Source organism: Duncaniella freteri, from assembly GCF_004766125.1.
In the GTDB taxonomy this organism is placed as follows: Bacteria; Bacteroidota; Bacteroidia; order Bacteroidales; family Muribaculaceae; genus Duncaniella; species Duncaniella freteri.
On record NZ_SJSA01000001.1, the window covers coordinates 243,941 to 270,765 of the forward strand.

Annotated in this window: 18 protein-coding genes, 1 tRNA gene and 1 pseudogene; 11 read left to right on the plus strand and 9 right to left on the minus strand. The window is 47.2% G+C overall.

Annotated elements, in window-relative coordinates; all coding sequences use genetic code 11:
* The 5 genes from EZ315_RS01210 to EZ315_RS01230 are packed head-to-tail and all read left to right on the plus strand — an operon-like array spanning position 1 to position 4,323.
* Positions 1-1,452 carry a CCA tRNA nucleotidyltransferase gene (locus tag EZ315_RS01210; protein WP_135469921.1) on the plus strand — a complete coding sequence of 484 codons (1,452 nt, stop codon included), beginning with the start codon at positions 1-3 and terminating at the stop codon, positions 1,450-1,452.
* A gap of 35 nt (positions 1,453-1,487) precedes the next feature.
* Positions 1,488-1,829 carry a 6-pyruvoyl trahydropterin synthase family protein gene (locus tag EZ315_RS01215; RefSeq protein WP_135469923.1) on the plus strand — a complete coding sequence of 114 codons (342 nt, stop codon included), beginning with the start codon at positions 1,488-1,490 and terminating at the stop codon, positions 1,827-1,829.
* A gap of 30 nt (positions 1,830-1,859) precedes the next feature.
* Complete coding sequence (locus EZ315_RS01220; RefSeq protein ID WP_135469924.1) at positions 1,860-2,405, plus strand: 7-carboxy-7-deazaguanine synthase QueE; 546 nt, start codon at positions 1,860-1,862, stop codon at positions 2,403-2,405.
* Positions 2,406-2,419: 14 nt separating this feature from the next.
* A complete protein-coding gene (locus EZ315_RS01225) occupies positions 2,420-3,952 on the plus strand; it encodes a bifunctional metallophosphatase/5'-nucleotidase (RefSeq protein ID WP_135469926.1) in 1,533 nt (510 codons plus the stop codon).
* Positions 3,949-4,323 (plus strand): DMT family protein, encoded by a 375-nt coding sequence (locus tag EZ315_RS01230; protein WP_135469927.1) that lies wholly within the window; start codon positions 3,949-3,951, stop codon positions 4,321-4,323. Before EZ315_RS01225 ends, EZ315_RS01230 begins: the two co-directional genes overlap by 4 nt.
* A gap of 92 nt (positions 4,324-4,415) precedes the next feature.
* Here EZ315_RS01230 and EZ315_RS01235 read toward each other — a convergent pair whose 3' ends face one another.
* From EZ315_RS01235 to EZ315_RS01270, 8 genes and pseudogenes are all read right to left on the minus strand, one after another.
* Positions 4,416-5,759 carry a glucose-6-phosphate isomerase gene (locus EZ315_RS01235; protein WP_135469929.1) on the minus strand — a complete coding sequence of 448 codons (1,344 nt, stop codon included), beginning with the start codon at positions 5,757-5,759 and terminating at the stop codon, positions 4,416-4,418.
* 43 nt (positions 5,760-5,802) lie between these two features.
* Positions 5,803-6,795 (minus strand): NAD(P)H-dependent glycerol-3-phosphate dehydrogenase, encoded by a 993-nt coding sequence (locus EZ315_RS01240; protein WP_242452462.1) that lies wholly within the window; start codon positions 6,793-6,795, stop codon positions 5,803-5,805.
* 167 nt (positions 6,796-6,962) lie between these two features.
* Positions 6,963-8,468 (minus strand): annotated as a pseudogene (gene lysS / locus EZ315_RS01245) (lysine--tRNA ligase); the annotation flags it as partial.
* Between the two features lie 146 nt (positions 8,469-8,614).
* Positions 8,615-8,935, minus strand: coding sequence for a DUF805 domain-containing protein (locus EZ315_RS01250; RefSeq protein WP_242452463.1), 321 nt, complete (start codon positions 8,933-8,935; stop codon positions 8,615-8,617).
* 36 nt (positions 8,936-8,971) lie between these two features.
* Positions 8,972-9,994, minus strand: coding sequence for a glycosyltransferase family 2 protein (locus tag EZ315_RS01255; protein WP_135469932.1), 1,023 nt, complete (start codon positions 9,992-9,994; stop codon positions 8,972-8,974).
* A 20-nt stretch (positions 9,995-10,014) separates the two neighbouring features.
* A complete protein-coding gene (locus EZ315_RS01260) occupies positions 10,015-10,836 on the minus strand; it encodes a S1/P1 nuclease (protein ID WP_135469933.1) in 822 nt (273 codons plus the stop codon).
* Between the two features lie 163 nt (positions 10,837-10,999).
* Positions 11,000-11,073 (minus strand) — tRNA-Pro (locus tag EZ315_RS01265).
* An 84-nt stretch (positions 11,074-11,157) separates the two neighbouring features.
* Positions 11,158-12,273, minus strand: a complete 1,116-nt coding sequence (locus EZ315_RS01270) for an AI-2E family transporter (protein WP_135469935.1) — start codon at positions 12,271-12,273, stop codon at positions 11,158-11,160.
* A gap of 100 nt (positions 12,274-12,373) precedes the next feature.
* Here EZ315_RS01270 and EZ315_RS01275 point away from each other — a divergent pair, with 100 nt between their 5' ends.
* The gene (locus tag EZ315_RS01275) at positions 12,374-13,807 is read left to right on the plus strand and encodes an MFS transporter (RefSeq protein WP_242452464.1); all 1,434 of its coding nucleotides are present in this window, start codon (positions 12,374-12,376) and stop codon (positions 13,805-13,807) included.
* A 147-nt stretch (positions 13,808-13,954) separates the two neighbouring features.
* Here the strand turns inward: EZ315_RS01275 and EZ315_RS01280 are convergent, their stop codons facing one another.
* On the minus strand, positions 13,955-14,575 hold the full coding sequence (locus EZ315_RS01280; protein WP_135469937.1) for an outer membrane beta-barrel protein: 621 nt from the start codon (positions 14,573-14,575) through the stop codon (positions 13,955-13,957).
* A gap of 144 nt (positions 14,576-14,719) precedes the next feature.
* Here EZ315_RS01280 and EZ315_RS01285 point away from each other — a divergent pair, with 144 nt between their 5' ends.
* The 5 genes from EZ315_RS01285 to EZ315_RS01305 all read left to right on the plus strand — a co-directional run bounded on the left by EZ315_RS01285 (position 14,720) and on the right by EZ315_RS01305 (position 26,817).
* A complete protein-coding gene (locus tag EZ315_RS01285; RefSeq protein ID WP_135469939.1) occupies positions 14,720-15,925 on the plus strand; it encodes a C1 family peptidase in 1,206 nt (401 codons plus the stop codon).
* Positions 15,926-15,959: 34 nt separating this feature from the next.
* Complete coding sequence (locus EZ315_RS01290) at positions 15,960-17,087, plus strand: hypothetical protein (protein WP_135469941.1); 1,128 nt, start codon at positions 15,960-15,962, stop codon at positions 17,085-17,087.
* A 7-nt stretch (positions 17,088-17,094) separates the two neighbouring features.
* Positions 17,095-17,688, plus strand: a complete 594-nt coding sequence (ruvA, locus tag EZ315_RS01295) for a Holliday junction branch migration protein RuvA (RefSeq protein ID WP_135469942.1) — start codon at positions 17,095-17,097, stop codon at positions 17,686-17,688.
* A 149-nt stretch (positions 17,689-17,837) separates the two neighbouring features.
* Positions 17,838-25,238, plus strand: coding sequence for a T9SS outer membrane translocon Sov/SprA (gene sov, locus EZ315_RS01300; protein ID WP_242452465.1), 7,401 nt, complete (start codon positions 17,838-17,840; stop codon positions 25,236-25,238).
* Between the two features lie 208 nt (positions 25,239-25,446).
* On the plus strand, positions 25,447-26,817 hold the full coding sequence (locus EZ315_RS01305) for an MATE family efflux transporter (RefSeq protein ID WP_135471878.1): 1,371 nt from the start codon (positions 25,447-25,449) through the stop codon (positions 26,815-26,817).
* The last annotated feature ends 8 nt before the right edge of the window (positions 26,818-26,825 follow it).

Consider the following 26,825-nt stretch of genomic DNA (forward strand, 5'->3'; position numbering starts at 1 on the left):
ATGACATTAAACCGATTAGATAAAGTAATTACAAAAATAGACACACCCCTCTATCACACTATAGGCGAGGCGGCCGATTCCATCGGTCGCCCCTGCTATGCCGTAGGGGGATGTGTACGCGATTTCTTCCTCGGACGTCCGTCCAAAGATGTGGACTTCGTAACCGTCGGGAGCGGTATAGAACTCGCCGAGGTTGTTGCGAAACTCCTCGGGAAAGGCACCCACCTGACAGTGTTCCGCAACTTCGGAACAGCCCAGGTGAAACGGCACTCTGTAGAACTTGAATTTGTAGGGGCACGCAAGGAATCCTATCAGCGCAACTCCCGCAAACCTATAGTGGAAGACGGAACTCTTGAAGAGGACCTCTCGCGTCGCGATTTCACTATCAACGCCCTTGCCCTGCGTATCAACCGCGAAGGGTTCGGCGAACTCATCGATCTATTCAACGGTGTCGCCGATATAGAGCGAGGAATACTCCGGACTCCGCTCGACCCTGACATCACATTCAGCGATGATCCCCTCAGAATGATGAGGGCTGTACGGTTCGCCACTCAACTACAGTTCAACATCTTCCCTGAAACTTTTGCAGCAATCAAACGCAATGCCGAACGGATCAAGATCATCTCCCGCGAACGAATCGTGGATGAGCTGATGAAGATAATGAAATCGCCCCGCCCCTCCATAGGATGGCAATTACTGCTCGAATGTGATCTCCTGCCGATAATAATGCCTGAGCTTGCCGCCATGAAAGGGGTAGATACCCTAAACGGACGCAGCCACAAGGACAATTTCGCACACACACTCGAAGTACTCGACAATGTATCGGCAAAAAGCGACAATGTGTGGCTACGCTGGGCAGCTCTCATGCACGATATAGCCAAACCTGTCACCAAACGTTGGGACGAAAAGACAGGATGGACATTCCATAATCATAATTTTGTCGGCTCAAAGATGGTTCCGCGCATATTCCGCAATATGCGCCTGCCTCAGGACCAAAAGATGAAATACGTGGCAAAACTTGTGGAGCTGCACATGCGCCCGATAGCACTCGTAGAAGAAGAGGTGACCGACTCGGCGGTGCGACGTCTCATAAATGATGCCGGTGACGATCTTGAGGACCTAATGATGCTATGCGAAGCAGACATAACATCCAAAAACCGGGAAAAAGTAAAACGCCTACTTGCCAATTTTGCCATAGTCAGAGACAAGATTGCCGATCTCAACGTACGTGACGAAATACGCAAACTTCAACCACCTGTCGACGGCAACGAGATAATGGAGATATTCGGCATAAAAGGGAGCCCAGTGATAGGTGTGATCAAAAGCACTATCAAAAATGCGATTCTTGACGGCATAATCGCGCCAAACGACCGTGAGGCTGCCCTCGAAATTATGTTCCGGATAGCAGATGAAAATGGACTGAAACCGGTGGTCACACAATCTCAGAAATAAAAGCATCCAATACCACAATCGACCAATACAAACAAATGTACTATATAACCAAGACCTTTGAACTCGCAGGATGCCATCGCCTGGAACTATCCTATCCGAGCAAATGCAGCCGTCTTCACGGACACAACTGGATAGTGACAGTACACTGCCGGTCTCGCGAACTTAATGCCGACGGAATGGTGATAGACTTCTCGCACATCAAGGAACGTATCACCGCTTACCTTGACCACGGCAATTTCAACGAGCTCCTGCCATTCAATCCTACTGCCGAAAACATTGCCCGCTGGGTATGTGACCAGATTGACACCTGCTATCGCGTGGATGTCAAAGAAAGCGAAGGTAACGTTGCATCCTATGTAGTAGAGGAGAAGGCTTAGAACTTTTTCATCATCAAAACGCCTCATCAATTGAAAGTCAACGAGATATTCTACTCCTTGCAAGGCGAGGGGTACCATACAGGGACTCCGGCAGTATTTCTGCGTCTGAGCGGATGCAACCTCAAGTGTGATTTCTGTGACACAGAACATCAGTCAGGCACAGAGATGGCTCTCGGAGAGATACTTGAGAGAGTGCTCCCCTACCCTTCACGCCACATCGTAATTACCGGTGGCGAACCGTCACTGCAACTCAATGATGACCTCGTGGAAATGCTTCACAACGCAGGATTCTATATACAGGTTGAGACCAATGGCACCAATCCGCTTCCCGAAGATATCGACTGGGTGACCTGTTCGCCAAAAGGGGAATCAGTGGTAAGACTCAAACGCATCGACGAACTTAAAGTTGTATATCTCGGTCAGGATGTCGAAGAAATAGCCAACCGATATGCTGCAATGCATTACTTCCTACAGCCATGCAGCGGAAAAAACATCGCCGAGACTGTCAGCTACATACTCGACCATACCCATTGGAGACTTTCATTGCAGACCCACAAGATTATAGGAATAGAGTAAACCGCAATTAAATTATGAGATCAAGATTTTGCTATGGATTATCAGCACTCCTCCTGAATGTAATTGTAGCAGGATGCTCTTCCGGACATAACGGCAATGACACCGATCATCTGGTAATCCTCCACACCAACGACACCCATTCCTCCATAGACCCTGACAGCAAGGATATGGGAGGGATAGCACGACGGAAAGTAATAATCGACAGCGTACGTGACTCTCGTTGCAATGTAATGCTTGTCGATGCCGGTGACGCAGTGCAGGGCTCTCTATATTTCACCATATTCGGAGGTGAAGTGGAGCGTGTGCTCATGAACAGACTGAACTATGACATACGCATACTCGGCAACCATGAGTTCGACAGAGGCATGGAACGTCTCGCACAGGAATGGGGCAAAGTCAACGCCACAAGGCTTAGCACCAACTATGATCTCACCGGTTCTGCACTTGACGGATTGTTTGTGCCATCGGTAATAAAAGACATTTCAGGACATAAAATAGGTTTCATCGGGCTTAATCTCGATCCGTCAGGAATCATTGCCGAAGAGAATTGCACAGGTGTAAAATATCATGATGCCCTGCAACGAGCCAATGAAGAAGCGGCAAAACTACGTGAAAACGGAGCGGAAATGGTCATCGCTGTGAGCCATCTCGGATACAATACCACCACCGGTGTTGACGACCTCGACATAGCCGCCGGAAGCAGGGACATAGACATCATAATAGGAGGTCACTCCCACACGGCTATTGACCCAGCCTCACCGGATAGTCCTAAATGGCGTGTGGCAAATGCCGATGGCGATACCATAACCGTTGTACAGACCGGCTCACGTGGCTCAGCTGTAGGCGAACTTGACATAAACCTCTCCACCCTTGATGTTACACCCAAACTTATAAAGATTGACAATAGGCTCGACAGGCGCATTGACAAAGACTTTGCCGAATTAATCACCCCCTACCGTGTAAAGGTCGATTCCCTTAGAGCATTCAGGATAGGCGAAACCTCTCACGAGTTTGAACGCACGTCCACACGTATGCTCAACCTTTTCAGTGACTTCGTGCGTACACGTGGCGCGGAAATATGTGGCAAACCGGTCGACCTCTCCATTATGAACAAAGGGGGAATACGCAACACCCTTCCTAAAGGAGTGATCACCAAAGGTGAGATAATCGACATCGCACCGTTTGAAAACCGTATTGTAGTCCTTGATATTTCCGGAGCAGACCTTCTTGAAAATATCGGAATCATGGTAGGGCAGGACGGACAGGGCGTAAGTTCCAACGTATCGGTAGTATATGATCCTGAGACACATGCCATAAACAGAGCCACAATCGACGGCTCCCCAATCGATCCTGCCAGACGGTACCGTTTAGCAACCATTGATTATCTCGCAGCCGGAAACGACTATATGACACCCCTTAAAAGAGCTACAATACTTGCTCGCAGCAAGGAAATCCTATACGAAACTCTCATCGATTACATTGAAAATGGGAAGATCAACAACCTTCTCTCCCATCCTGACGATAACGAAAGAATGACATCAAAATGAACGGATGGCTCACAATAGGACTCCTCGTGATGTCCAATATTTTCATGACTTTTGCCTGGTACGGACAACTTAAGCTACAGCAGATGAAAATAATAACATCCGCTACACCGCTTATTGTAGTTATACTTATGTCATGGGGTATCGCCATGTTGGAATATTGCTTTATGGTCCCTGCCAACCGATACGGATTCCACGAAAACGGCGGTGCATTCTCACTTCTGCAACTCAAGGTGATTCAAGAGGTGATATCACTTATGATATTCACAGTATTCACTTTCCTGTTTTTCCGAGGCGAAGCCCTGCACTGGAACCACTTTCTTGCATTCTGCCTCCTGATCCTTGCTGTCTACTTCGTGTTTATGGACAGTTGACCATAAGATATAAGCAACTCATAAAATCAGCCCCGATATAGGCTATCTATATCGGGGCTGATTTTATGAATTGATTATTCTATTCCTGAATATTATTTCAGACGAGCCTGGATTGCCTCGGTCTCCTTCTCATAACCCGGTTTTGCAAGAAGAGCAAACATGTTGCGCTTATAATCCTCGACACCCGGCTGGTTGAAAGGATTGACACCGAGTATATAACCGCTTATACCGCAAGCCTTCTCAAAGAAATATATGAGCTGGCCGAGATATTTCTCACGGAGAGCAGGAAGGGTGATCAGGATGTTGGGCACACCTCCGTCAACATGAGCTATACGGGTGCCGAGCTCAGCCATCTTGTTCACCTCATCGATATGCTTTCCGGCAATATAGTTGAGGCCATCGAGATTTGCCTCATCCGAGGGGATCAGTTTGTCATACTTCTGTTCCTCTACAGATACTACAGTCTCAAATATGGTACGCTCTCCATCCTGAATCCATTGACCCATCGAATGAAGGTCGGTAGAATTGTCGACAGCAGCAGGGAAAATACCCTTGTGATCCTTGCCTTCGCTCTCTCCATAGAGCTGCTTCCACCATTCTCCGAAATAATGGAGCTTAGGATTGTAGTTAACGAGTATCTCAGTCTTTTTACCGGCATTATACAGAGCATTTCGGGTGCAGGCATACAAGAATGAGGGATTCTGGTCATTAGCTTCAGAGGTTGCTTTTTCCATCTCGGCAGCACCATCGATAAGCGCACGGATATCATATCCGACAACCGCAATCGGTAGAAGACCTACAGGTGTGAGTACAGAGAAACGTCCGCCAACATTGTCGGCTATGACAAAAGTCTTATAGCCCTCCTCTGTTGCAAGACTGCGGAGCGCGCCTCGCTGAGCATCGGTGATAGCGACTATGCGCTTGCGTGCCTCCTCTATTCCGAGCTGGCTTTCAAGCTGCTCTTTGAGCAGACGGAATGCAATGGCAGGTTCTGTAGTGGTGCCGCTCTTGGATATCACAATAATGCCGAATCGCTTGTCCTTAAGATAATCCTGAAGCTCATAGAGATAATCCTCTCCTATATTCTGTCCGGCAAATAGAACCTTAGGTTCACCTTGCACACCGGGTCGATAGGCTGCAAAGCTGTCGCTGAGAGCCTCAATCACAGCCTTTGCACCAAGATAGCTGCCACCGATACCGATTGCCACAACTGTGTCGCAGGTTGCACGGAGCTGATCAGCGCACGCTATGATATCGTCAAGGAGTGCTTCAGTTGTCTCAGTGGGCAGATTCACCCAACCGAGGAAATCACTACCGGCACCTGTGCCGTTGAGCACCTTATCAAGAGCCTCGGCTCCTTCTCCTTCAAGACGATTGATGTCATCGCGGCTCACTGTAGAGAGAACATCCTTGATGTCGACGTTGATAGTTTTCATGCTATTTTTATTTGATATAATTATTTGTTTTACATTCGTGGAGTTATACAAACCATTTGCCCAAAGCCCGCATGGCTCGCTCCGCATTGGCATGACGATACAGGATATCATACACCGCATCAAGAATAGGCATCTCTATGCAGTATTTCTTATTGATTTCCTTGATGCATTTTGTACCGTAATACCCTTCGGCGGTCTGTTCCATCTCCATTCTGGCTGTCGACACCGAATAACCCTTTCCTATGATGGAGCCAAAGTTATGGTTGCGCGAAAACCTTGAATATGCCGTGACCAGAAGATCGCCAAGATACACCGAATCACAGATGCAGCGCGGACGAGGGCACACCTCATCGACAAATCGCTCCATCTCCTTCACTGCATTGCTCACAAGCATGGCAAGAAAATTATCGCCACCCTTCATGCCGTGTACTATACCTGCAGCTATGGAATATACATTCTTGAGAACGGCCGCATATTCTATACCCTCGACATCACTTGATGTGATGGTGCGGGTAGAAGGCGAACGCAGACACTCTCCGAATTCATCGGCAAGAGCCACATCATGGCATCCTACTGTGAGGAAACTCGGACGATCGAGTGCCACCTCTTCAGCATGACACGGACCACCGATCACAAGCATCCGTTCCGGGTTCACCCCGAATCGTTCAGCCATATAATCCGTCACTATCTCATTATCTCCAGGCACTATGCCTTTTACAGCCGAGATCACAGTCTTGTCGGAAATATCGACACTGATCCTGTTGATATGAGTCTTGAAATAAGGCGACGGCATGACAAGGAGCAGTGAATCGGCCTGAGTGCACACATAATTGATATCGCTCGAAAACTGTATACGATTCACATCAAACTCCACATCGGTGAGATAAGCAGAATTATGTCCGAGACGCTTGAAATCCTCTATTCGGTCGTCTCGGCGCATATACCAAAGGATGGAGTCGCAATTTCGCAACAGGAGCTTGGCGAGAGCCGTTGCCCAGCTTCCGCCGCCCATCACTGCTATTTTATTGAAACTCATTATTAATATCTTTAAATATACTATATCAGTAAGGAGCAGGACTACTGAAAAGTTTACACCATATTACAAAAAACTCTTTTTACAGTGTTAAAATATCCGTAAGAGTCCATGCCCTTCCCGACAAGCTACTCTGCCTCTGTAGGCTCAACCGATGACTGCTGAGGCTTCTTTTCGGGACGCATCTGCGGGAAGAAAAGCACCTCCTGGATAGTGGTCTGACCTGTCATCAGCATCACAAGGCGGTCCATACCGATACCCATACCGGATGTGGGAGGCATACCATACTCAAGCGCACGGATAAAATCCTTGTCGATTATCATGGCCTCATCGTCACCCTTCTCGGCAAGACGCATCTGCTCGACAAAGCGCTCATACTGATCGATAGGATCGTTAAGCTCGGAGTAAGCGTTGGCAAGCTCTTTACCGTTCACCATCAGCTCAAAACGCTCGGTCAGTTCAGGATTATTACGATGACGCTTTGTGAGTGGCGACATTTCTATGGGATAATCGATTATAAATGTAGGCTGGATATAATTTCCCTCACACTTCTCTCCGAATATCTCATCGATAAGCTTTCCTTTACCCATTGACTCATCCACCTCAATGCCGAGTTCCTTGGCTGTGCGACGCAACGCATCCTCATCCATCCCGGTTATATCCACTCCGGTGAAGTCCTTGATAGCCTGAGCCATTGTCACTCTGGGGAAAGGAGCCTTGAAACTGATGACATTATCACCAACCTTTACGTCAGTTGACCCATTGACATCAAGGCAAATCTTCTCAAGCATCTTCTCGGTGAAGTCCATCATCCAGTTGTAATCCTTGTATGCGACATATATCTCCATACATGTGAATTCTGGATTATGGGTACGGTCCATACCTTCATTACGGAAGTTTTTGGAGAACTCATACACACCCTCGAAACCACCTACTATAAGACGTTTCAGGTAAAGCTCATCTGCGATACGAAGATACAGCGGGATATCAAGAGCATTATGGTGAGTAATGAAGGGACGAGCAGCAGCTCCTCCGGGAATCGATTGTAGGATAGGTGTCTCCACTTCCATATAGCCGGCATTGTTGAAATACTCACGCATGGAATTGTACACCTTGGTACGCTTGATGAATATCTCCTTTACACCATCGTTCACTACAAGATCCACGTAACGGCGACGATAACGGAGCTCAGGATCGTCAAATGAATCATAGACTACCCCATCCTTCACCTTTACTACCGGAAGAGGACGAAGCGACTTGCCAAGCACTGTCAGCTCAAGAGCATGAACGGAAATCTCACCGGTCTTTGTACGGAACACATAACCCTTGACACCGACGAAGTCACCTATGTCAAGAAGTTTCTTGAACACAACATTGTAAAGATCCTTGTCCTCGCCAGGGCATATCTCATCACGGCTGATATATACCTGGATACGTCCTGTAGAGTCCTGAAGCTCCATAAATGAAGCCTTGCCCATAATGCGACGACCCATTACACGACCTGCCACCGCCACTTCTCTCTGGGGTGCATCATCCTGAAAATTCTTCTTGATTTCATCCGAGTATCCTGACACCGGATATTCGGCTGCGGGATAAGGCTCTATACCGCGTCGACGCATCTCATCGAGACTTGCGCGACGGATGGTTTCCTGTTCACTGAGCTGTGGTGCGTTCATATATACCTAATTGTATCTGTAGTATTTATGATTGATGATTTTATGCAAATAATATCTGCAAATTTACGTAATTTTTCAGCCCTATACAACAAAAAGTCCCCAAATATGGGGACCTTTTGTTAAAAACTACAAAATCACTTCAGCACTTATGCATACTTCTCTTCCTTTGTAGGAGTAGCGGCAAGGACTATGAACCATATGCCGCCAATAAGCGGAATAAGACAGATAAGCATCCACCATCCGCTCTTACCTATATCGTGCATACGGCGGATACCTACAGCGATAGCAGGCACAAGGTTGATCAACGAGAACAATGATCCGAGCCACTGGTTGATGGCACCAAGAATCATTCCTGCAACAAACATGTAAAGCACAGGATACCAATACTCGGCACGTGTGGAACGTCCGTCAAAATCGTTCCATCTCTTGTAGAACATAGAGAGTGCTTCTCCAAAAGTGATGTTCATAATGTTTTGATGATTAGTTAATGGTTTAATAATTGGTTATGAATACTGTTCGATGACTTTTATTATAGCCTCCTTTTCAGGAGTGGAGAATTCACATGGGTAGCTCGTCATGCCTCTTACCGCCTTCAGGCCCTTTTGATTGTATCGCCAGTCCAATATATCGGACGCCCATCTCAACCACCTGTGCCTCATCATAAAGACAACGATCTTTCTTTTAAACGAGACATCGGCACTGTCCTTGGGTGATGCACACACTTTCCGCATAAACCGATTCGACTCATCATACTCCATACCGGTCTTGTCGGAAAGCATGAGCGAGAGCGCATCTATGAAACCGTCATATTCCCATCGATATTCGTCAGAGCTTCTGATCTCGGATATCGGAACCACTGTTTCTGTAGCCGACCCCTTTATACGTTCGCGAGCACTATAGAAACATGGGACTGTAGCATACTTGCCATGTATTAGCATGGCATGATTGAAAAATTCTTCGGCAAGAAACAGGTTCCGGAACCTAAGCTCACCATCCTTCCCGAAGCAATACCCATAGATACTGCGGAACTGTTCGGTACGAGCCACACCATAAAGCAGAGAGGCATATTTACATTTATCCTGCAACAGCCTGCCGGCAGGATTATCCGCCACAATACGGCTATCGAAATACCTTATGTAACGCGGATAGAACTCCACTCCTCTTTCCTTGGGTGTGAAAGTGAGATAATGCCCTTGAGCGATACTGTAATCAGGGTTGTCATCAAGAAACTCCACCATGCGGGCTATGGCTGACGGCACAATGAAATCATCATCCGCACAATATAGCACGTAATCAGTCGAGATTAATGGCAATATCTCCTTTATTTTCAACAGGAAATGCAATCCCGGGCGATGAATATATGTGACATCAGGAGACGACACATCACCATTATAACATTGCTTGGATGAATCCGGGACCAATATCCTCAACCCGCAGCCGCTGTAGTAGCCCAGCAACCGCCGCAATCGTTCAGGCCGATTGTGGGCGGGGATAATAACAGTCACATTCTTAAGCACGGAATTCATCGCAATCGCAAGATATAGTTTCAGAAAGCCGAAGGCTCCTTGGCGTGACGGTAGCCCGGATCATAGATGGAGTTCAGAACATGAGCAAGACGCAGACCGCCAATAAGCAGCTGGGCCTCAATCACAGGAGCCCAATAGGCCACCTCGTTGTAGCTTACATTGCAACCTGACGGCATAGCTCCGTACACCTGAGAGCTTATCGCTACCGTCTTCTGTGCCCAATCATCGATATTTCCACCTACGGTGACCACCTCTATCTCTTCCGGCTGACGGTCAATCTGCTGCTGCCATTCAGTATAGCCCCATTTGTGAGCTGACTCCACAAGATTGGAGTCCCATATACTATGCAGATTTGCATCACGACCGAAATAGCGCAGCTTCACACTGTTGCCCCCGCGATCGGTGGCATGCCCCATATGCATAGGCTGATGCAGATCTCCCATAAGATGAATCACAATCTTAAGCGCGAGCTCCTGCTCATCCTTGCTCTTGGTCGAATCGGCAAGGACTGCGATATTCTGACGCAGAGCCATCACTATATCTCCACCCGCTTGTTCAGGCTGGGTCCAATAGGTCTTGTCGGCATCAACATTCTTATAATGCCAGGTCTTTGTATAGGCATATTCCGGAGTATGGCTCGCATTGTCAAGCCAGTTGGCCCAATACACCGGGCTCATACCGTCAAGAAGTACTGCCACAGCCTCCGCAGTAGCAGGAGTGAAATGCTGCTCCGCTATATAAGCGGTGACATCATGACCTTTCTGTCCCCATGCTAAAGCAGACAGCGCAGCAGACAGAGATACTGAACATATAAATAGTTTCTTTAAGACATATGCTTTCATAAAGTGTTAATTAAAGGTATCAGACATCAAAATTACGCTTTTTATCCATAAATCCCAAATTATTTCCAATCAAAACACATTCTCTTCTGCTCAAAGACAGATTACAGCATAAAAACAAATCGCTTGAGATTGAAATCAACCTCAAGCGATTCTTCCTAATCAGTCGGGGTGACTAGACTCGAACTAGCGACCTCACGCCCCCCAGACGCGTACTCTAACCAACTGAGCTACACCCCGATTAGGCTTCTTTTTTGTTTTGCGTTGCAAAGGTAGAAACTTTTTTAATACCAGCCAAACACGCAACCATATTTTAACATAAATTTAACATATTTCATCCTTTTCTGAAACGTCCGACTCAAGATGCCTAATCACATACTCATCATAATAAGCAAGCAGGAGTGTAGTAAGAGGTATCGCAATAATCAGCCCTATCAATCCTAAAAGTGTGCCCCATATGGACAACGACAGAAATATTATAGCAGGATTCATGCTCATAGCCTTACCTATAATTCGAGGCGTGAGTATAAGGTCCTGTATCGCCTGCACTATAATATATATAGCCATACATTCCCAAAACAGAGTCCAGAAACTCACATCTCCGCTCACTGAACACACCAGGCATATAACTGTTGTGGGAAGAAGCGACACAAGCTGAAGATACGGCACCATATTCAAAAGACCTATGAACATCCCGAGAACTATTGCCATCGGAAGCCCTATAATAAGGAATCCTATCGAGAAAAGCACACCCACAATCAATGCCACCAATGCCTGACCGCGGAAATACCGGTTCATCGACATCTTCACATCGCGAGCAATACGAAACACAATCTTGCGGTACTTCGGCATAACCAGGTGACGGAACCCTTTGGATATGCGCTCATAATCAATCATGATGAAAACAACATAAAGCAAAACTATAGCCCAGCTGAATATGCTCATCACAAAAGATATCGAACCTGAGATGACCGACCATGATGCCGAAAGACCGTCCTCAATCATCCTTGTCCACTCCTCGCGTGACAGTTTGGATGCTATCAGCTCAAAATCAAGATACCTGCGAAGAAACGCATGCAACGACTCCGGAACAAACGGTATATGGAGTTCCGTAGACGCATAAGCCTTGAGCATGGATGCCATCTGAGCCGACTCATGAATGATCATCGGGAAGATGAAATAGCATAGCATCGTGAAAAAGAATGTCATCTCAAAAAGTGTCACCAAAGTGGCAATAACCCGCCCTCGCAACCTTAGCAACTCACGGTTGAACTGAACGAACGGCTCTAAGAGATAAGCAATGAGACACCCCACAAAAAAAGGTAACAGAACACCCTTAAGCACGTTCACCAACCATACAGCACAGATAAATATAACACAATTTATCACAAGTCTGACCGTGCGGTCAAGGTTATAAGGCTCCTGATAAGACATACTCATTACATTTTTAATTGCACGAAATTAAGCATTAAATTCGAAATTTTCATAATTTTGATTAATTTTGTGACACTAACTAAGTAATCAAATTATATTCAAACCAATGGAAACAAAGACCCAGGCCGTACAGCGGCTTATTTCCGACAAATGGTGGGCAAGGTGGACAGCCTTGATTCTCATTGCGTCGATGATGTTTTTCGGCTACATGTTTGTCGACGTTATGTCCCCACTCCAGTCACTGGTAAACACCAAGCTTGGATGGTCACCAGAAGCATTCGGATACTACGCCGGAGCCGAGTACATGCTCAACGTGTTCGGCTTCCTTATCCTTGCAGGCATAATCCTCGACAAAATGGGGGTACGCTTCACCGGAACATTATCTGCTTCAGTGATGTTTATAGGAGCCTGCATCAAGCTATATGCCATCAGCTCGCTATTCGCAGGATCAGCATTTGACCAATGGCTAAGCTCATGGTGGGTTGAGATGCCGGGGAGTGCCAAACTTGCTGCATTCGGGTTCACAATCTTCGGATGCGGATGCGAAATGGCTGGTATCACAGTATCCAAGGCCATAGCCAAATGGTTTGAAGGCAAAGAAATGGCCCTCGCGATGGGTGTGGAGATGGCAATCGCCCGTCTCGGCGTATTCGCAGTGCTCTCCCTCTCCCCTCGCCTCGCCGACTGGATGGGCAAGAATGATCCTTCGGTCGTGCCTCCTGTTGCGTTCTGCACTGTGCTTCTCCTCATAGGCCTCATCTGCTACGTAGTGTTCACTTTCATGGACACAAACCTCGACAAGCAACTCGGAGCTTCAGCCAACGGTGAAGGAGAGGAGGAATTCAAGTTAAGCGATGTAGGAGGACTTTTCAAGAGCCGTCTGTTCTGGATCATCGCACTTCTCTGCGTTCTATACTATTCTGCAATATTCCCGTTCCAGCGTTTCGGCACCAACATGCTTCAGTGCAACCTACACATCTCGGAGACTCAGGCTGCCGACCTCCTAAGATGGTTCCCCATCGGCGCACTATGCCTCACTCCGCCATTAGGATATTTCCTTGACCGTGTGGGACGCGGTGCCACTATGCTCATGATAGGTTCACTCCTGCTAATCTGCTGCCATCTCATATTCGCACTCGCACTGCCGGCGTTCCCAAGCCAGGGTCTCGCCCTTGCCACAATCATAGTGCTCGGCATATCATTCTCTCTCGTTCCGGCTGCCCTATGGCCTTCAGTACCTAAAGTAATGGACTCACGATACCTCGGCAGTGCGTATTCACTTATATTCTGGGTTCAGAATATCGGTCTTTTCGGCATTCCTATCATATTCGGAGCCATGCTTGAGGCTTCCAACCAAGGAGTGACCGATCCCACCCAATACGATTACACCAATCCTATGCTGCTCTTCGCCGGGCTTGGCATTGTCGCTCTATTCTTCGCCATATGGCTCAAAGTGCTCGACACACGCAACGGTTACGGACTTGACAAACCTAATATCAAATCCGACAATGATGCCGTTCGGCTCGACGGCGAAGCATAAACACGACAGACAATAAAACAATCTAAAACAAAACGGAGACCATAGATTCTGGATAGATCTACGGTCTCCGCTTATTTTATCGCTCATCTGACTCCAATTATCCTGCAAGCTCCATGCCCCGGACAATAAAGCCATCGACGGTTTAGATCAGAAGAAATAAGTCAAGCGTACATCCCATGTGCGGTTACGTGCACTTACGTCATCAAGCTGTACAGTCTTAAGCACATAAGTCATACCCCATGTATAGGAAGCGGCTATCTGCCAACGCTTCAACACTTCAAATCCGAGTCCGGCACACAGTTCGACATCTCCGCCGGAATACTTTATCGCATCACACTTGCTGTGACCAGCCTGAATCTGAAGCACAGGACCACCAAACACAAAGGGAGCTACGTAATCCTCAAGCCCTTGCATACGGGTCCACTTGAACTTAAGATTAAAAGGTATGGAGACATTATGCAGATAGATGCGCTCGTTGCCATATCCCTGTGACGCCCATATCTTCTTGTCTCCGAGATGGAGCGTAGAGCCCTGCTGCTGATAGTAAAGACCAAGTTCAATGCCGAACCCAATGCCAGGAAACATCATTTCACCTCTGACACCAAGTGACTCGCCTACACCCTGGCTCACCTGGAACAGATCCTGCTTGAATTTCATACTGTTGACATTGATTCCTGCCGATGCTCCCCAACGCATCTGGGCATTGACTACCGGTACTGCTATAAATGCCACAAAGGCTATCAATAAAGCTGTGAGGCTACGTTTCATATTCAAAGTGATGAAAAAAATTATATTTATCAGTCGACAAAGATACAACTTTTTTCATTAAATATTCCTTGTTTAGCGAATTTTAGTGTAACTTTGCGTTGTATCTAAAACCTATTCTAAGATCTCAATACCCTATCACTGTCAATGAAAAAGTATATTTCAGCCGCCATTATGGCTACATTGGCTCTTGGAGCCTATGCCGATGGAAATGTCGAAAAGAATGACACCACCGGTTTCAAATTTACTGATGTAAAGCTCAATAAGACCACTCCGGTCAAAGATCAGAACAAATCAGGAACATGCTGGAGTTTTTCCGGTATAGGATTCTTCGAGGACGAACTTCTCCGCGTCACAGGCAAAGAGTATGACCTAAGCGAAATGTGGATTGTGCGCCATTGTTATGCCGACAAAGCCGACAAATATATCCGCATGGACGGCACCATCAACTTCGCCCAGGGTGGCAGTGTGCTCGACGTGCCCTATGTCATAGAACGTTACGGAATCGTACCTGAAGATGCCTACAAAGGTCTTGAGTACGGAGAGGCAAAACACGACCATGGCGAGATCGAACCTGCACTCAAAGGACTGCTATCTGCCGTTAAAGAACGTAAAGGCAAAAAGTCAACAGCCTGGCGTAAAGGTTTCAACGGTCTGCTTGACGCATATCTCGGAGAGGTCCCCGAATCATTCCAATATGAAGGCAAGACATATACCCCGCAATCGTTCGCCAAAATGCTCGGACTCAACATGTCGGACTATGTGCCTGTAACATCCTTCACTCATCATCCGTTCTATACACAATTCCCTGTCGAAGTAGCCGACAACTGGCTGTGGGCCACATATCACAATGTGCCATTAGATGAGATGAAAGCCATTGTGGATAATGCCCTCGACAAAGGATACTCCATAGCATGGGCCGCCGATGTCAGCGAACCCGGATTCAAATGGATTGACGGATTTGCTGTGATACCAAAGAAAAAGACCGAGGCAGACCTCTCCGGCACAGAACTGTCACGCTGGGTGAAACTCAGCGACAAGGATCGTGAAAAGGAAGCTAACGAAGTAAAATCTCCACGAGAGGAGATCACTGTGACCCAGGAGCTGCGTCAGGAAATGTTCGACACTCAGGAGACCACCGATGACCACGGCATGGTGATAATGGGCAAAGCTGTTGACCAGAACGGCACACGTTACTACAAAGTGAAAAACTCATGGGACACTAACCATAAGTACGGAGGATTCTTCTACGTATCCGAGCCTTATTTCCTCGCCAAGACCATCGATATACTCGTTCACCGCGACGCAATCCCTGCCGACATCGCCAAGAAGATGAATCTTTCAAAGAAATAAGTACCAACTTCTCCCCTCTCTCGATTCTTACATATTGAATCAGCAAAACATCAATCTATTCAATCCTGAGAACGATCTCGCTCTCGCTATAGGATGCCGACATTACACACCCCCGCCCCATGCAGCAGCACTCCACAGGGCGGGGGCTCTATTACCTGCATGGTGGTCGGAAACCGACGATATGATTCTCGCTCCCTCCGATTATGCCGAAGATGCCATATGGCTGAAATCGCATTGGGGCCTAAGCTGCAATCTCAGCTCTATAAACCAACCAGACACCAGCAACCTGCATCCTCAGCCATGGGGTTGGAGCGAAGATGCCCGCAGACAGTTCAGTTCAGCCGGAATCGCCGACATCAACCTGCCTTCGGATGATACAATAGCGACACTACGCCGGCTCAGCCACCGGCGTTCCTCAATCATAATCCTACAGGAACTTGACATCGACAACCTTCTACCTGAAGAAGTCACCAATCCTGACCGTGTACTTGCTCTTGAGTCAGAATCCCCGGGCAGATACATCAAATCGCCATGGTCATGCAGCGGACGAGGAGTGTTCTGCACCACAGGCTTACCGTCCGACGTGCTACGCACCAGAGTGCAAGGCATTATCAACCGACAAGGGAGTGTGATGGTTGAAAAGGGACTGGATAAGATAACAGATTTTGCATCACTGTTCTATAGTGACGGCACGAAAGTTGAATTCCGCGGGCTGTCACTCTTCCTTGCCGAACAACGCGGATTATATACCGGTAATATCGTCGCCCCACAGGAATACATATACAATTATCTTGCAGAAAAATTCTCATCATCGCAAGGAGCATCATTATCATCTTTATCACTCCCGACTGTCATCTCCAATCTTGAACGCATACTCACCGCTCTGATCACCCCACACTATCAAGGATGGCTCGGAATCGACATGATGATCTATCGTGACAGGAACGGATCAATGAATCTCCACCCATGCATTGAACTTAACCTCCGCCGTACAATGGGTGTTACAGCAATGCATATCGCGGCACGCCTCTCTGTCACCACTCCTTATCTCCTCACATGGCACCATGCCCGGACGGCAGCCCCTAAACCAGAATTTCATCCGGACACGATCCTTCTTCCTACACGCGACAATTTCACACTCACTCTTACATCTTTCAAATAAAACAATAATGTACGAATACATCAAAGGCATAATTACAGAGAATACTCCCACCTACGTGTCAATAGAGACCGGCGGTATGGGATATATGATAAACATCTCGCTCAACACTTTCGAGGCTCTTCAGAATTGCAAAGGAGAAGTGAAGCTGCTGCTACATGAGGTGATACGCGAAGACTCATGGACTCTGTACGGATTCTTCACATCAAAAGAACGCGAACTGTTCCGGCTGCTCATAGGGGTCTCAGGAGTAGGTCCGAGCACAGCAAGCCTGATACTCTCTTCAATATCACCAGCAGACCTTGAAAGCACAATCCTATCTGGAGACCACACAAGGCTGAAAGGGGTGAAAGGAATCGGAGCAAAGACAGCCCAACGCATAATCGTTGATTTAAAGGATAAGATAAAACCATCGGAAGCCTCCGCCTCATTGCCGCCGACACTCATCGGAGGCACAAATGAGATATATGAAGAGGCTCTTGCTGCTCTCACAGCCCTCGGCTTCCCTCGTCCGCAATCACAGAAAGCCCTGCGCCGAATCTTTGATGCCGATCCTGCCATCAAAGTAGAGACTGCCATCAAGCAGGCTCTTGCCATGATGTAGCATACGACCATATATATTAGTGGTGGCCCATAAAATAAAAGTAAGCTGTAGCACGTTGTTATACAATGTAACTACGCTACAATCTGAAACCCTCCACTCACATATCAACTATTATCTCAGCCGCCTCGGGCATTGCTATAATGCTCCTGGTGGTTGCGTTTCATAGTTACGGGACCATTCCCAATCCTGACCGGCAGAGGACCTCCTCGCCGTTCTCTCCTCCGGCATGCATTGTCACAGGGGAACAGTCAGTCAATGAAGCTGACTCGATAATGATGCCATTTCCTGTGCAGCAGACCGTGCCACAACGGTACGAAGACATAATGGAGAGCGAGTTTGCCGCCGATCTCGCCAATCCCTCCAACCTCAAGACCTATGCCGAGTATGATCCGGATCTCGGATGTTACGTGATACGCACACGCATAGGGGAGACAGATGTCACTACGCCGTTTTACCTAACCCCCGAGCAATACAACGAATGGCAGAACCGACTGTCGATGCGCAACTACTTCAGAATGCGCAACACCGAGTCAGTGACCTCTCCAGCCAAAGAACCATTCAATATCCTCGACATGAACTTCGCCCTCGGACCTCTCGAAAAGATATTCGGTCCTGGCGGAGTGAGGCTGCGCACTCAAGGATCGGTCAATCTATCCATGGGTGTCAAATCCAACAAAACCGACAATCTAGCCTTATCACTCAACTCCCGGCGTAAAACCTATTTCGATTTCGACCAAAAGATACAGGCAACCATACAGGCTACAGTAGGCGACCGAATGAAGTTCAATATGACCTACAATACCGATGCGACATTTGACTTTGACTCCAAGAACATAAAACTCGCCTATGAAGGCAAAGAGGACGACATAGTAAAATCCATCGAAGCCGGCAATGTGTCAATGACCACAGGCTCATCGCTCATCCGAGGAAGCACAGCTCTGTTTGGTATAAAAACCAGACTACAGTTCGGCAAACTCACTGCCACTGCTTTAGTATCGCAACAGAACTCCGAATCGAAATCGGTCAGTTCAAAAGGAGGTTCGCAGACCACTGATTTCAAGATAAGAGCGGATGACTACGATCAGAACAGACACTTCTTCTTGGGTCAATATTTCCATGACAACTACGACAGTTTCGCCTCAAGGTTGCCTTTCGTGTCCTCAGGCATCAACATCACGCGCATCGAGGTATGGATCACCAACAAGAACAGCCGATTTGACCAAAGCCGAAACTTCGTGGCATTTACGGACCTCGGGGAAAACCGCGTGCTTTCGAGCCATCATTGGATACCTGACATGGCTGTTCCTGTACCGTCCAACAATTCCAATAACCTCCTGTCAACAATAAAAACAGAATATCCCGATGCGAGAAACATCAATTCAGTGACCCAGGCTCTATCTCCTCTGGCTGCCTTCGGCATCGAAGGAGGCAAGGATTACGAAAAGGTCGAGTCGGCACGTCTTCTCTCCTCTTCGGAATACACTCTAAACTCCACATTAGGCTACATTTCACTTAACAATGCTCTCAACTCCGATGAGGTGTTAGGTGTGGCTTATGAATACACCTACAACGGTCATACCTACCAGGTAGGTGAATTCTCAGCCGACATCACCACCACCGATCAATCACTATACCTCAAGATGCTCAGATCGACCACCATCGATCCCAAGCTTCCTATATGGAAGTTAATGATGAAAAATGTCTACTCTCTCGGAGCATATCAGGTACAACGACAGAATTTCAGATTCGATATAAAATACCTCAGCGACACCACAGGAATCGAAATCAACTATCTCCCAGCACCTTCGATTTCAAAAGTACCTCTCCTACAGGTTATGGGGCTCGACCGCATGGATTCCAACCAGGCATCCAACCCTGACGGATTCTTTGACTTCATAGACGGTTACACCATACTCGCTTCACAAGGAAAAGTGATATTCCCTGTGGTAGAGCCGTTCGGAAGCAATCTTGCCGAAAAAATCAATGATCCGGTACTTGCTGACAAATACATCTACCAGGAACTTTACGACTCCACCCTTGTAGTGGCAAAACAGTTTGCAAGCAAGAATAAATTTATCCTGACAGGAAGTTATCAGGCATCCTCAGGCTCACAGATACGCCTCAATGCCATGAATGTTCCCAGAGGGTCAGTCATAGTCACTGCCGGCGGCATAGTGCTTAATGAGAACAGCGACTATACTGTCGACTATGCCATGGGCATAGTCACCATCACCAATCAAAGCATCATCGACTCCGGACAAAGCATAAGTGTGACCCTCGAAAACCAGTCGCTCTTTTCCACCCAACGCAAGACTCTTCTCGGACTTGACCTGAACTATAAATTCAGCAAGGATTTCAATATCGGAGCCACCATCATGCACTTCTCCGAAAAATCCCTTACTGAAAAAGTTAATATCGGAGACGAGGTTGTCAACAATACAATATGGGGTCTCAACACACAGTATAACACAAAATTCATGTGGCTGACCCACCTGCTCAATAAGATACCTACAGTCAACGCTTCACAGCCATCCACTCTTTCATTAAAGGCTGAATTCGCCCGACTGATACCTAATGCTCAAAAGGACGGTTCAAACAAGGGTTCAAGCTACATTGATGATTTCGAATCGACCCAGATAGGCATAGACCTGAGATCACCTTACGCTTGGTTTCTATCCTCAACACCATATGACCCATCCAGCAAAGCTCTGTTTCCTGAAGCCGCATTGAGCAATAATGTCGACTATGGAAAAAACAGGGCTTTGCTTAACTGGTACTATATTGACAGGATGTTCACCGAACGTAACTCATCACTTTGTCCAGGGTACATAAAAAGCGATCCTAAACAACTTAACAATCCATATGTGCGTGAGGTCACATCACATGAGATCTTTCCAGGAAGACAACTCACCTATGGCGAATCCAACATCATTCAGACGCTCAACCTCTCATTCTACCCCTCAGAACGCGGACCCTACAACCTCGATGCCACCAATATTGACGCAAACGGCAACCTTCTTAATCCCGAAAAACGATGGGGAGGCATAATGCGCAGGATGGACAATACAAACTTCGATGCCTCCAATATAGAATATGTACAGTTCTGGATGCTTTCTCCATTTCTTGATCCGGACAACGACAACCTGTCAGGCGGCGACCTTTATATAAATTTCGGAGAGATATCCGAGGATATATTAAAGGACGGTCTTAAAAGTTATGAAAACGGTATACCAGTCAATGGTGATGAGCAGTTTATGGAGGAAACCAATTGGGGACGCGTCTCCACACAGAACTCCCTGACATATGCATTTGACAACAATACATACTCACGCGCAATTCAGGATGTCGGACTCGACGGACTGAAAAACGAAGATGAGTTCACTTTCCATTCCTACGAAAAATACCTGCAAGAACTGCGCACCCGCCTCGACCCATCAACCATCGAGGATATGAAGCAGGACCCCTTCTCTCCATTCAATGACCCAGCCGGTGACAACTACCACTTCTTCCGCGGATACGACTACGATGAACAACGCATTGGAGTTCTCGAACGATATAAACGTTACAACGGAGTGGAGGGCAACTCTCTTTCTCCCGATGAAGCTCCCGACCCTCTGTATCAGTCGTCACGCGCTCTTCCGGATGTCGAGGACATAAATCAGGACAACACTCTCAACGAATACGAACGATACTTCCAGTACCATATATCCATACGCCCGGAGGACCTTGAGGTAGGCAAAAACTATATCACCGACAAACAGGTGTCTACGGTAGTGAACCATGACGGTTCTACCCAGGAAGTAGTGTGGTATCAGTTCAAGATACCTCTGAGCGACTACGAGAAAGCTATCGGAAACATATCCGACTTCTCCACTATACGTTTCGCCAGAATGTTCATGACCGGATTCAAATCCACCACACATCTTCGATTCGCCACACTCGAACTTGTCAAGGGAGAGTGGAGACCATACGACTTCAATCTTAACAACCGCGGAGACGCTCCTGCCGATGGGAAACTCGATGTGTCAGTGGTCAACATCGAGGAGAATTCCGAACGGCAGCCGGTCAATTATGTGCTGCCTCCAGGTGTCAACCGCATCACCGATCCGGGTCAAAGTCAGATAGTGCAACTCAACGAGCAATCGCTGTCACTGAAAGTGGAGGGACTTCAAGCCGGTGATGCCCGAGGTATATACAAGAACACAATGCTTGATCTGCGTAACTATAAACGTATGCAGATGTGGATACATGCTGAAAAGCTCATAGATGACCTCACAAACCTCCGCAACGGAGAAATGTCGGTATTTATCCGCCTCGGCACAGATGTCAAAGCCAACTACTACGAGTATGAGATACCACTGGAACTAACCCCTCCTGGTCACTACTCCGACGATTCCCCCAGCGACCGTTCAACCGTATGGCCGCGTGCCAACTATATGGATTTTGATCTCCAGACACTTGTAAATCTGAAAAAGGAGCGCAACCGAGCAAAAAACGAGAACGAACCAGGTGTTGGCTTCGCTATAGCTTATACGTCACGTGATCCGGAGAACGAACGCAACCGTATATCTGTGATGGGAAACCCATCGCTAAGCGACATACGGGTGATGCTGATCGGTGTACGCAACAACGCACCTGTAATAAAGGATGGCACCGTATGGATCAATGAGCTCAAAGTCACAGAATTCAATAACTCCGGAGGATGGGCGGCAAAAGGGAACATAAACCTTGGAGTATCCGATATCGCCACTCTCAATATGGGAGCACACATCGAGACAGCCGGCTTCGGCTCCGTTGACCAGCCGCTCAATGCCCGCCGTATGGACGATTACGAACAGTACAACTTTGCCATGCAGGTCGACGCCGGACGCTTCCTCCCTGACAAAGTAAAACTGCGTGCCCCTATATATTACTCCGTCACCAAAGAAAAGACAACCCCAAAATACAATCCGCTCGATCAGGACGTAAAACTTGACGATGCAATCGATGCATGTGTCACAAAAAGCCAAAAAGACTCCATCCTTGACTACGCTATAGAACGCTCCACCATCAAAAGCTTCGCAATCTCCGGGCTCAAATTCGATATCAAAAGCAAGAACCCAATGCCATGGGACCCTGCCAACTTCTTATTCAATTTCTCATTCAATAAGCAGACCAAGAACGACCCGACCATTGAATATGAGTACACCAATGACTATCGAGGCTCCTTACAATACTCATACTCGCCTTATGCCAAAGGGGTCAAGCCATTATCATTTATCAACAGCAAGTCGAAACATCTGAAATTTTTCAAGGACTGGGAATTCAACTATATCCCCACCAACATATCATTCCTCACCAATATATCACGTTACTACTACGAAATGCAGACAAGGTCAGAGACCGATGTCGATTTCAAGTTACCTGTGTCAGTAAGCAAAAACTTTATTTGGGACAGAAGATTTTCACTTACATGGAACTTCACTAAATCTCTCAGCGTCAATTTCAACTCCAACACATCCGCCCGCATCGAAGAGACAATGGGAGCAGTGAACCGTAAACTGTTCAAGGATAAATATCAGGAGTGGAAAGACACTGTGATACAAAGCCTCCTGCATCTCGGCACACCATGGAGCTATAACCAGTCGTTCGTTGTAAATTACCGCGCACCGTTCAACCGTATTCCCGCTCTCGACTGGCTTACAGGCAACATCTCCTACAATGCGATATACCGCTGGGACCGAGGAGCCGAAGTCGACGGTATATCCATGGGCAACTCCATTGCCAACCAGGCCGTCTGGAATGCTGACGGACGCATCAATTTCGAGAACATCTACCGCAAATGGACTTTCACAAAAGCTGTGGACCAACGTTTCCAGACCAAACAATCCAGGATTGTAGCCCGAAAGCCAAAGAAATATGAGCGAACATTCGCCCTCAATCCCGATACGACTATCACTATCAGGCATAATCTCCGCAACAAGAAACTGAAAGTATCAGCCACCACACTTGACGGAAAGCCTTTCAAAGTGACACATCGAGTGATAGATGCCAACAATATCGCAATACTCACCCGAGGAAACCAAAATCTTAAAATTTCCATCCAAGAGGCACCGATGGAACAAAAAGGTGTGTGGAGAGAACTCGCAGAGTACGGCACACGCCTGCTGATGTCACCAAGAAGCGCATCATTCCGATTCCGCAACACCCGCTCGCTCTCAATCCCATTGTACCGTCCTGACATAGGCAATGCATTAGGACAGACACGCAGTTACGGACCAATGGCTCCGGGACTTGATTTCGCATTCGGTTTTACAGGAGAGAATTTCATCAACAAGGCTCTCAACCGAGGATGGCTGATCACCGACGACGGACAGACATCACCCGCAAATTTCGCAAATACCCACGAACTGAACATCGAACTCACCCTCGAACCGATAAAAGGGCTCAGGATACTTCTCACCACCAACCGCACAGACAACCGCACACATTCCGTACAATTCATGTACGATGGGATGCCAACCACAATGGCTGGCTCATATACCAAGACCCATATGGCAATGCGTACTGCGCTTAAGCGGTTCAGCGCATCCAACGGATACCACTCCGAAACGTTCGACAAATTCCTAAGCAATATCCCTGTAATGGCCCGCAGATTCGAGGAGCAATACAGCGGTCTGAGCTATCCGACAGGAGGATTCATGCAGGACAACATCAATGCAGGAAACCCTTTCAATCCGGAGGTAGGGAAAGTCAGCCCAACATCGAGTGATGTATTGATCCCGGCATTTATTGCCGCTTACTCCGGAACTGATCCTATGAAACAATACCTCACCCCATTCCCATCATTCAGCGATGCCCTTCCCAACTGGCGTGTCACCTACGACGGACTCATCTATATAGGAAAGATGAAAGACATATTCAAATCCTTCACTCTCAATCATGCCTACCAATGCACCTACAGCGTAGGTTCCTACTCCTCATTCCTTAATTGGGCGGCGGCTCCAGGATCAGAGACTCTCGGCTACACGCTGGACGAGCTCACCGGCAAACCCATCCCATCCTCTCCATATAATATTTCATCTGTAGCAATCACCGAAAAATTCGCACCGCTCATAGGAGCCACAGCCACCCTCAGGAATGATATGACAATCTCTGCCGAATACCGCGATGCACGCACACTCACACTCAACTCTTCGGCAGGACAGGTGGTCGAAGCCAACCAAAGAGGCGTAACCATAGGACTTGGCTACAAGATAATAGGATTCAATACAGTACTGAAAATGAAAGGTTCCGGTCATGGCATATCTAATGATCTGACAATCAACGGAGACTTTTCATTCGCAGAGACACAGGCTCTGATACGCCGTATCGAGACGGCATACACACAAGCCACATCAGGCACACACACCATAAACATCAATCTCGCAGCCAACTACATAATGTCGAGACGACTCACTATAGGAGCATTCTTCGACCATCAGATCAACACCCCGATAGTATCCTCGACCTCCTACCCCACAACCAATACATCATTCGGCATAAACCTGAATATTTCCATAGCAAGATAAAGGTATATATAACACTGGTTGATGAACTCTTTCAAGGGAGGATTTTGTTATAAATAAGACTGGTATCGGGAAAAATGAGTACCTTTGTGGTCGAGTTTCCGCTGAATCGACATCAGCAAAGTTTCAACTAATGGGTAAGCAAGTGAATGACATTAAAATGAATGACCACACGGATGACCAGACCGCTACTAAAACCGTGTCAGCAAGCATGTCAACCGAGGACCTCGGTCAAAAATCAATCGGCAGATTACTTGCTCAGTATTCCGTGCCGGCAATCATTGCGAGCGTAGCCACTTCTCTCTACAATATTGTCGACAGTATATTCATAGGTCGTGGAGTAGGTCCCATGGCTATAGCCGGACTCGCCATAACATTCCCGCTGATGAATCTTGTGGCGGCATTCTGTATGATGATAGCTGCCGGCGGAGCTACCATAAGCTCAATATTCCTCGGACAGAAAAACTATAACCGAGCCACCGATGTGGTCAACAATGTATTGGTCCTGTGTCTTGTACATTCAGCTATAATAGGAGGACTGACACTCCTTTTTCTTGACCCCATTCTCTACTTTTTCGGTGCCACCGACGAAACAGTGGTATATGCACGAGAATTTATGGAAGTGATTCTGTTGGGTACACCGATAGCTTTTGTGTTCATCGGACTCAACAATCTCATGCGTGCCACAGGCTATCCCAAGAAAGCCATGATTTCGGCTCTTATATCTGTGGTAGTGAATGTCATACTGGCTCCTCTGTTCATATTCAAACTGAAATGGGGGATACAAGGTGCCGCCTTGGCTACAGTATCCGGACAATTTGTTGCATTCATATGGGTGCTTGCTCACTTCATGTCAAAAAAATCCTCAATACATTTCAGATGGAAAAACAGATGGCTATCCCGCAGCATCGTCAAAAGGATCTATGCCATAGGTCTATCCCCATTTCTTATGAATGTATGTGCTTGTGTGGTTGTAATATTCATCAACAGGGCACTGCTTGATTACGGAGGCGACCAAGGCAATCTGTGTGTGGGTGCATACGGAATCATAAACCGCACCACTATGTTCTTTGTCATGGTAGTGTTCGGTGTGACTCAGGGCATGCAGCCCATCCTCGGATATAATATGGGAGCAGGACATTTCCAACGCGTAAAAAGCACACTCCACACCGGTATATGGATCGGTGTGGCCATAACGGCATTAGGATGGATGATAAGTGAAGGACTCCCTGACACCATAAGCCGTATGTTCACTACCGACGAGACCTTGATAAGCCTGTCACGTGAAGGGTTCAGAATATATTTCCTGGTATACCCTGTGGTGGGTTGTCAGATTGTGATACAGAACTTTTTCCAAAGTGTAGGCAAACCAAAACTGTCAATATTCCTCTCGCTCACACGTCAGCTGCTGTTCCTTATACCATTCCTCATACTGTTGCCTCGTATATGGGGAGTGGATGGTGTATGGGCTTCAATGGCAGCATCCGATTTCCTTGCATTCGCTGTATCGCTCATAACCCTATGGTGGTGGATGAGACATGTGATGAGCAAATGGGAGAAAATTGAAAGCAAAAAGCAATAAAAAAGCAC

Excerpts from the sequence above, each read along its gene's own strand:
- EZ315_RS01210 (WP_135469921.1), top strand. The coding sequence starts at position 1 with ATGACATTAAACCGATTAGATAAAGTAATTACAAAAATAGACACACCC.
- EZ315_RS01215 (WP_135469923.1), top strand. The coding sequence starts at position 1,488 with ATGTACTATATAACCAAGACCTTTGAACTCGCAGGATGCCATCGCCTG.
- EZ315_RS01225 (WP_135469926.1), top strand. The coding sequence starts at position 2,420 with ATGAGATCAAGATTTTGCTATGGATTATCAGCACTCCTCCTGAATGTA.
- EZ315_RS01230 (WP_135469927.1), top strand. The coding sequence starts at position 3,949 with ATGAACGGATGGCTCACAATAGGACTCCTCGTGATGTCCAATATTTTC.
- EZ315_RS01235 (WP_135469929.1), bottom strand. The coding sequence starts at position 5,759 with ATGAAAACTATCAACGTCGACATCAAGGATGTTCTCTCTACAGTGAGC.
- EZ315_RS01240 (WP_242452462.1), bottom strand. The coding sequence starts at position 6,795 with ATGAGTTTCAATAAAATAGCAGTGATGGGCGGCGGAAGCTGGGCAACG.
- EZ315_RS01250 (WP_242452463.1), bottom strand. The coding sequence starts at position 8,935 with ATGAACATCACTTTTGGAGAAGCACTCTCTATGTTCTACAAGAGATGG.
- EZ315_RS01255 (WP_135469932.1), bottom strand. The coding sequence starts at position 9,994 with ATGAATTCCGTGCTTAAGAATGTGACTGTTATTATCCCCGCCCACAAT.
- EZ315_RS01260 (WP_135469933.1), bottom strand. The coding sequence starts at position 10,836 with ATGAAAGCATATGTCTTAAAGAAACTATTTATATGTTCAGTATCTCTG.
- EZ315_RS01270 (WP_135469935.1), bottom strand. The coding sequence starts at position 12,273 with ATGAGTATGTCTTATCAGGAGCCTTATAACCTTGACCGCACGGTCAGA.
- EZ315_RS01275 (WP_242452464.1), top strand. The coding sequence starts at position 12,374 with ATGGAAACAAAGACCCAGGCCGTACAGCGGCTTATTTCCGACAAATGG.
- EZ315_RS01280 (WP_135469937.1), bottom strand. The coding sequence starts at position 14,575 with ATGAAACGTAGCCTCACAGCTTTATTGATAGCCTTTGTGGCATTTATA.
- EZ315_RS01285 (WP_135469939.1), top strand. The coding sequence starts at position 14,720 with ATGAAAAAGTATATTTCAGCCGCCATTATGGCTACATTGGCTCTTGGA.
- ruvA (WP_135469942.1), top strand. The coding sequence starts at position 17,095 with ATGTACGAATACATCAAAGGCATAATTACAGAGAATACTCCCACCTAC.
- EZ315_RS01305 (WP_135471878.1), top strand. The coding sequence starts at position 25,447 with ATGTCAACCGAGGACCTCGGTCAAAAATCAATCGGCAGATTACTTGCT.